General features: G+C 72.4%; 7 protein-coding genes. 6 read left to right on the top strand and 1 reads right to left on the bottom strand.

Annotated features, from left to right (window positions below; genetic code table 11):
- The 6 genes from EFK10_RS43170 to EFK10_RS43145 form a co-directional block, all read left to right on the top strand.
- Positions 1–188 (top strand): hypothetical protein (locus tag EFK10_RS43170; protein WP_164836404.1); only part of this gene is annotated, 188 nt, incomplete at its 5' end.
- A gap of 90 nt (positions 189–278) precedes the next feature.
- Positions 279–2,336: a bifunctional polysaccharide deacetylase/glycosyltransferase family 2 protein gene (locus tag EFK10_RS43165; protein ID WP_164836407.1), complete on the top strand. Its 2,058-nt coding sequence runs from the start codon at positions 279–281 to the stop codon at positions 2,334–2,336.
- A 65-nt stretch (positions 2,337–2,401) separates the two neighbouring features.
- Complete coding sequence (locus EFK10_RS43160; RefSeq protein ID WP_240677826.1) at positions 2,402–3,601, top strand: acyltransferase family protein; 1,200 nt, start codon at positions 2,402–2,404, stop codon at positions 3,599–3,601.
- Complete coding sequence (locus EFK10_RS43155) at positions 3,528–4,406, top strand: PhzF family phenazine biosynthesis protein (RefSeq protein ID WP_127361098.1); 879 nt, start codon at positions 3,528–3,530, stop codon at positions 4,404–4,406. The genes EFK10_RS43160 and EFK10_RS43155 overlap by 74 nt, the downstream gene beginning before the upstream one ends.
- Before the next feature lie 120 nt (positions 4,407–4,526).
- On the top strand, positions 4,527–4,979 hold the full coding sequence (locus tag EFK10_RS43150; RefSeq protein ID WP_127361097.1) for a lamin tail domain-containing protein: 453 nt from the start codon (positions 4,527–4,529) through the stop codon (positions 4,977–4,979).
- A gap of 99 nt (positions 4,980–5,078) precedes the next feature.
- Positions 5,079–6,110: a Gfo/Idh/MocA family protein gene (locus tag EFK10_RS43145; protein WP_127361096.1), complete on the top strand. Its 1,032-nt coding sequence runs from the start codon at positions 5,079–5,081 to the stop codon at positions 6,108–6,110.
- On the opposite strand, the gene EFK10_RS43140 is transcribed toward EFK10_RS43145, so the two are convergent.
- Positions 6,102–6,725: a TetR/AcrR family transcriptional regulator gene (locus EFK10_RS43140; protein WP_127361095.1), complete on the bottom strand. Its 624-nt coding sequence runs from the start codon at positions 6,723–6,725 to the stop codon at positions 6,102–6,104. The genes EFK10_RS43145 and EFK10_RS43140 overlap by 9 nt on opposite strands.
- Positions 6,726–6,767 lie beyond the last annotated feature (42 nt).

Genomic DNA, 6,767 nt, shown 5'->3' with positions numbered 1-6,767 from the left:
ACCACGTCGGCCCGGGCGACCGCGTCCGCGTCGCCCCGGGCGACGGGCACCGCGGGGGGCGCAACGGCAACGCCGTCGGCCGGTGTGGGCGGCTCGGGTTCGGCGAGTGCGTCGGCGTCGGCGTCGGCGTCCGGGAGCCCGGTGGCCAGCGCTTCAGCGCCGGTGACGGGCAGCCCGGTGGCGAGTGACGCGGCGTCGGCGGAGGCCGAGCCGCCGCGGAGCGGGGGACAGTGATCCCGCTCCGGCCGCGGCTGGTCATTCCGTTGCTCGTGCTGACGATGCTGGTGTGCGTGCTGCTGCTCGGCGGCTACGTACGCGGGGACTTCGCCGCCGACCACCGCGTCCATCCGCCGGTGTCCGCCGACCGCGTACCGGAGGCGGTGCTGGACGGCGGCCCGGTGGTGGACACCACGGGCGCCACCCCGACGTCGTACCGGACCCCGGCCCGTACGATCGCGCTGACCTTCGACGACGGGCCGGACCCGACCTGGACGCCGAGGGTCCTGGACGTGTTGCACCGGCACGGCGTGCACGCCACCTTCTTCGTCACCGGCGAGAACGCCGCCCGCCACCCCGACCTGATCCGGCAGATGGTCCGCGAAGGCCACGAGATCGGCGTGCACACCTTCTCCCACCCCGACCTGGTCTACCAGGGCTCCGCCCGTCTCGACCGCGAGCTGTCGCAGACCCAGCTGGCCCTGGCGGGCGGGGCCGGCATCCACAGCTCGCTCTTCCGGCCGCCGTACTCCTCCACCGCCGACGCGCTGGACAACCTCTCCTGGCCGGTGGTCCAGCAGCTCGGCCGCAAAGGGTACGTCACCGCCTTCATCGACCGCGACACGGAGGACTGGCAACGCCCGGGCGTCCAGGCGATCGTCGACGACGCCGTCCCCGAGACGCCCGGCGAAGGCGCCATCATCCTCATGCACGACGCAGGCGGCGACCGCTCGCAGACCGTCGCCGCCCTGGGCCGCATCGTCCCCCTGCTCCAGGCGCGCGGCTACCGCTTCGCCACCGTCAGCGGAGCCCTCGGCGCCGACACCGCCAACCAGCCGGTCACCGGTACGGAGTTGTGGAAGGGCCGCGCCTTTGTCGCCGCCGTCCAGCTCTCCGACGCCGCCGTGCCGGCCCTGGCCGCGCTGCTGAGCGCCGTCGGGGTGCTGGTGCTGACCCGCTTCGCCGCGATGCTGGTGCTGGCCCGCCGCCACGTGAAGCGGCCCCGCGTGTTCGGGCCGCCGGTGACCGATCCGGTGAGCGTGATCGTGCCCGCGTACAACGAGCGCGAGTGCATCGCCAACACGGTCACCTCGCTCGTCGCGAGCGACCACCCCGTCGAGATCATCGTCGTCGACGACGGCTCGACGGACGGCACCGCCGACATCGTCGACGCGATGGGCCTGCCCGAGGTCACCGTCGTACGGCAGCCCAACAGCGGCAAGCCAACCGCCCTCAACACCGGTGTGGCGACGGCCCATTACGAGCTGGTCGTGATGATGGACGGCGACACCGTCTTCGAGCCCGCCACCGTCCGCGAGCTCGTCCAGCCCTTCGCCGACCCGCGGGTGGGCGCGGTCGCGGGCAACGCCAAGGTCGGCAACCGCGGCTCCATGATCGGGCGCTGGCAGCACATCGAGTACGTCATGGGCTTCAACCTCGACCGCCGCATGTACGACATCCTGCGCTGCATGCCGACCATCCCCGGCGCGGTCGGCGGCTTCCGGCGCACCGCCCTGGACGACGTCGGCGGCATGAGCGACGACACCCTCGCCGAGGACACCGACGTCACGATGGCCCTGCACCGCGCCGGCTGGGACGTCGTCTACGCCGAGCGCGCCCGCGCCTGGACCGAAGCGCCTTCCTCCGTAAGGCAGTTGTGGAAGCAGCGGTACCGCTGGTCGTACGGCACCATGCAGGCGATGTGGAAGCACCGGGGCGCCGCGCTCGACCACGGCCACTCCGGACGCTTCGGGCGCGTCGGGCTCCCGCTGATCGTGCTGTTCCAGCTCCTCGCCCCGCTGCTCGCCCCGCTCATCGACATCTTCGCCCTCTACGGCCTCATCTTCATGGACCCGACGAAGACCGCTCTCGCCTGGTCCGCCGTCCTCGCCGTCCAGGCCGCCTGCGCCGCCTACGCGTTCCGGCTCGACGGCGAGCCGCTGCGCGACCTGTGGCCCCTGCCGCTCCAGCAGGTCCTGTACCGGCAGCTGATGTACCTCGTCCTGCTCCAGTCCTGCGCCACCGCCCTCGCTGGCGGCCGCCTCGGCTGGCACAAGCTGCGCCGCACCGGTGAGGTCGGCGCGCCGCCGCCCGTGGCCACCGGCGGCGGTCGTCGATGACCGCGCAACCCGGCCACCGGGCCGCAGCCCCGACAACGCGACCCCCCCCCGCCCAGGAGGACACATTGCACGCCCTCGAAGCCACGCCAGCAGCAGGTTCCGCCCCGGCCCCACCAGGTCCCGGCCCCCGGCCGGCCGCTGGGCGGGACCGCTACCTCGACCTGCTGCGCGCCCTCGCCCTCGTCCGCGTCGTCACGTACCACGCCTTCGGCTGGGCCTGGCTGACCCTGCTGTTTCCCTCCCTCGGCATCATGTTCGCCCTCGCCGGGTCGCTGATGGCGCAGTCACTCGCCCGTCCGGCGGCCGCCGTGCTGAAGAGCCGCCTGCGCCGGCTCCTGGTGCCCTTCTGGGTCTTCGCGGCGGTGGCGCTCAGCGCGATGTACCTCCACGGATGGCGGCCGCACTCCTGGCTCCGGGCGGCGTTCTGGATCCTGCCGCTCGGCGATCCGCCCAGCACCGCGTGGGCCGAGCAGATGACGGCGCCGCTGTGGTACATCCGTACGTACCTCTGGCTCGTCCTGCTCTCCCCGGTGCTGCTGAGGGCGTTCCGCCGAGTCCCCCTGCTCTGCCTCGGCGCCTGCCTGGGTCTGGCCGCGCTCGCCCAGTACAACGTGCTGCCGCTCGCCGAGCCCGCGCTGTCCGCCGCGGTCGACCTGACCGTCTTCACCGCCTGCTGGCTGCTGGGCTTCGCCCACCGCGACGGCCGGCTCGACGCCGTCCGGGCCCGCACGGTCCTGGCCACGGCGGCGGTCTGCGTGGCCGCCGGTGGTGCCTTCGCGTACACCCACCCCACGGAGGAGGGCTACGACCTCAACGACATTCCCCTCGCCCAGGCCCTGTGGTCACTCGGCTTCGTCCTCGTCCTGCTGCGCTTCCGCCCGCGCCGGCTGCCCCGGATGCCGTTCGCGGACGGAGTGGTGGGGGTGCTCAATGCCCGTGCGGTCACGGTCTACCTGTGGCACGAGATCGCACTCATCGCCAGCATTCCGCTGATCGACCTGATGTGGAACGTCCCGGCCTTCAAGGCCCATCTGCCACTGGACGCGGTCTGGTTCCAGTACCTGCTCACCTGGCCGCTGATCGCGGTGGCTATCCTCCTGGTCGGCTGGGCCGAGGACCTCGCCGCCCGCCGCGTGCCGCATCCCTGGCCGACCGGGAACACCGTACGGAAGGACCACGTTGACGCCGGGCATGAAGCAGCAGCCACCCACGCCGAGCCGGCCCACAAGCGGGACGGTCCTGCGCTACACCGCCTTCTCCGCTGACCCGGCGGGCGGCAACCCGGCCGGTGTCGTACTCGACGCCACCGGCCTCGATGACGCCGCGATGCTCGCCACCGCGGCGGAGGTCGGCTATTCGGAGACGGCCTTCATCACCGGCCGCCGCAGCCCGCGCGACCTCACCGTCCGGTACTTCAGCCCCAAGGCCGAAGTCCCCTTCTGCGGCCACGCCACCGTCGCGACGGCCATCGCCCTGGCCGAACGCCTCGGCCCCGGCGACTTCGTCTTCTCCACCGCCGCCGGCACCGTCCCGGTCACCGTCACCGCCGACGACTCCGGCGCCCTGCGCGCCACCCTCACCAGCGTCGAGCCCCACGTCGCACTCGCACCCCGCGGGACCGTCATCGAGGCCCTCGCCGCCCTCCGCTGGGCCGCCACCGACCTCGACCCGGCCCTCCCGGCCCGTATTGCCTACGCCGGCGCCCGCCACCTCGTCCTCGCCGCCGCCACCCGTGCCCGCCTCGCCGACCTCGCCTACGACTTCGACCGCCTCGCCGACCTCATGCGCTCGGCCGACCTCACCACCCTCCAGCTCGTCTGGCGCGAGTCCGCGACCGTCTTCCACGTCCGCGACCCCTTCCCCGTCGGCGGCGTCGTCGAGGACCCCGCCACCGGCGCCGCCGCCGCCGCCTTGGGCGCGTACGTACGCGAACTGGGCCTGGTCGCCGCCCCCGCGACCCTCACCCTCCACCAGGGCCACGACATGGGCCGCCCCGGCCTCCTCACGGTCTCGCTGCGCGAGGACGACCCCCGGGTGCGGGTCAGCGGCACGGGTGTTGTGATTTCCTGAAAACCCAACTTCCTTACATTGTTAACATTATGTGTCCAACGTGGTCATACCGGGTGTACGGTTCCCCTCACCGCAGCAGCCCATCGGGCCGCCGCATCATCCCTTGGGGGGAACCGCACCATGCGCCACCGCACTCTCGCCTGTCTCGTCACCGCGATATCCGCAACGACCGCCGCCCTGGTCGCCGCCCCCGCCGCGCAGGCCGCTGGATCCGTACATATCGCCAAGATCTACTACAACAGCCCGGGCGTCGACCGTCGCTCCAACGCCAGCCTCAACGCCGAGTGGGTCACCATCACCAACTCGACCTCCACCGCCCGCAGTCTCAAGGGCTGGACCCTGACTGACGCTTCCAGCCACAAGTACACCTTCCACACCTTCACGCTCGGCGCCGGCAAGACCGTCAAGGTCCACACCGGCTCCGGCAGCGACACGTCGACGAACAAGTACCAGGACCGGCGCGCCTACGTCTGGAACAACGACAAGGACACCGCCACCCTCAAGAAGGCCAGCGGCACCAAGGTCGACTCCTGCAGCTACAACAACAGCCACGTCGCCTACAAGGTCTGCTGAGGCGGATGAGGTGGCCGGCCTGTTCGTGGCGTTGACGCAAGCAGTGCGACACTCGCCCTGATCGCCGGCCACCTCACCCACGACCGCGAAGGACCACACATGGACGCGCCCGTACGCATCGGACTGGCCGGCTACGGCTTCGGCGGCAGGTACTTCCACGCGCCGCTGCTCGCCTCCACGCCGGACTGCGAGTTCCTCGGCGTGGTGACCACCTCGCCCGAGCGCCGTGAGCAGGTCACCCGCGAGCTGGGCCGGCCCGCGTACGCGTCGCTGGAGGAGCTGGTCCGGGCCGGGGCCGAGGCGGTCGCGATCTCCACCCCGGCGGCCACGCACATCCCGCTGGCCCAGCAGGCCCTGAAGCTGGGCCTGGCAGTGGTCTGCGACAAGCCCTTCGCGCTCAACGCCGCTTCGGCGCGGGAGACCGTGGAGCTGGCGGAGCGGCTGGGAGCGCCGCTGACGGTCTATCAGAACCGCCGCTGGGACTCCGACTTCCTGACCCTGCGGCGGCTCGTGGCCGAGGGGGCACTCGGCACGCTGACCCGGCTCGAGTCGCGGTTCGAGCGGTTCCAGCCCGAGCCCGGCCCGCCGGCCGCGGGCGGCGGCACCCTGCTCGACTTCGGCAGCCACCTGGTCGACCAGGCACTCGTCCTGTCCGGGCCGGTCGAGCGGGTGTACGCGGAGCTGCGGCACCGTGAGGGGGCCGACGGGCTCGACGACGACGTCTTCGTCGCACTGACCCACCGGGGCGGCGCGCAGTCACACCTGTCCGGTAGCTGGCGGCAGGGCGCGCCGGGCCCCCGTTTCCGCGCGACCGGCACCACCGGTACGTACCTGGTCGACGGTCTGGACGGACAGGAAGCTCTGCTGGTTGGGGGCGCGTCCCCGGCCTCGGAGGGCGACCGCTGGGGGATCGAGCCCGAGTACCGGTGGGGCCGGGTACTCCGTGGCGACCACGCCGAGCCCGCACCGTCCGCCCGGGGGCGGTGGGACCTGTTCTACCCGGCGTTCGCCGCCGCCGTCCGTGGCACCCGGCCTCTCCCCGTCGACCCCTGGGACGCGGTGGCCACCGCGACCGTCCTGGACGCCGCCCGCGCCGCCGCCGCCACGGGCGAGGTCGTACGCCTAGCCTGACCTGCGGTCCGCACCTGCGACCGCGTCCACGAGGTCCGCGACCAGCCGCTCGGCGTGCGCATCCACACGCTCTCGCGGCAACCCTCGCAAAGGGCCACGGGAGGTGAGTGTGGCGAAGCCGTGCACTCCGGACCAGCACGTGACGGCCGCGTCGGCGGCTTTGGCGGGGTCGAGGAGTTCCGCGCTGACCAGATCGGCCAAGGCGTCGTGGAGTTGCTGATACGGCGAGCGTGTGGCTGCCGTGGGGTTGACCATGTCGGCCATCGCGAAGAAGGCGACGTCGAACCAGCCCGGCTCATCAAGGGCGAACTGTATGTAGCCCTCCCCCACCCCCCGCAGCATCGCCAAACCGCCGCCCGCCTCCGCCTGCTTCTCCTTCTGCTTCGCCTCGATGGTCCGGGCCATGCGGGCCAGGGCCTCCTCAGCCACGGCGCGCACCAGCGCATCCCGGTCGGCGAAGTGGCGATAGGCAGCCCGCGCGGTCACGCCGACCCGCCGGGTGGCCTCGCGCAGCACGATCGCCTCGGCGCCACGGTCACGTGACATCGCCAGGCCCGCCTGAACCAACGCCTCCCGCAGACCGCCGTGGTGGTAACTGCTTCTTGCCGCCGCCATAGCCGAAAGTCTACGGTGTGTACATCCAAGTACACCGCGTGG

The sequence above is a fragment of the Streptomyces soli genome, assembly GCF_003999195.1.
GTDB classification, from domain to species: domain Bacteria; phylum Actinomycetota; class Actinomycetes; order Streptomycetales; family Streptomycetaceae; genus Actinacidiphila; species Actinacidiphila soli.
The sequence above is the reverse complement of the archived record's forward strand: the minus strand, read 5'-3'. Positions and strand labels throughout refer to the sequence as shown.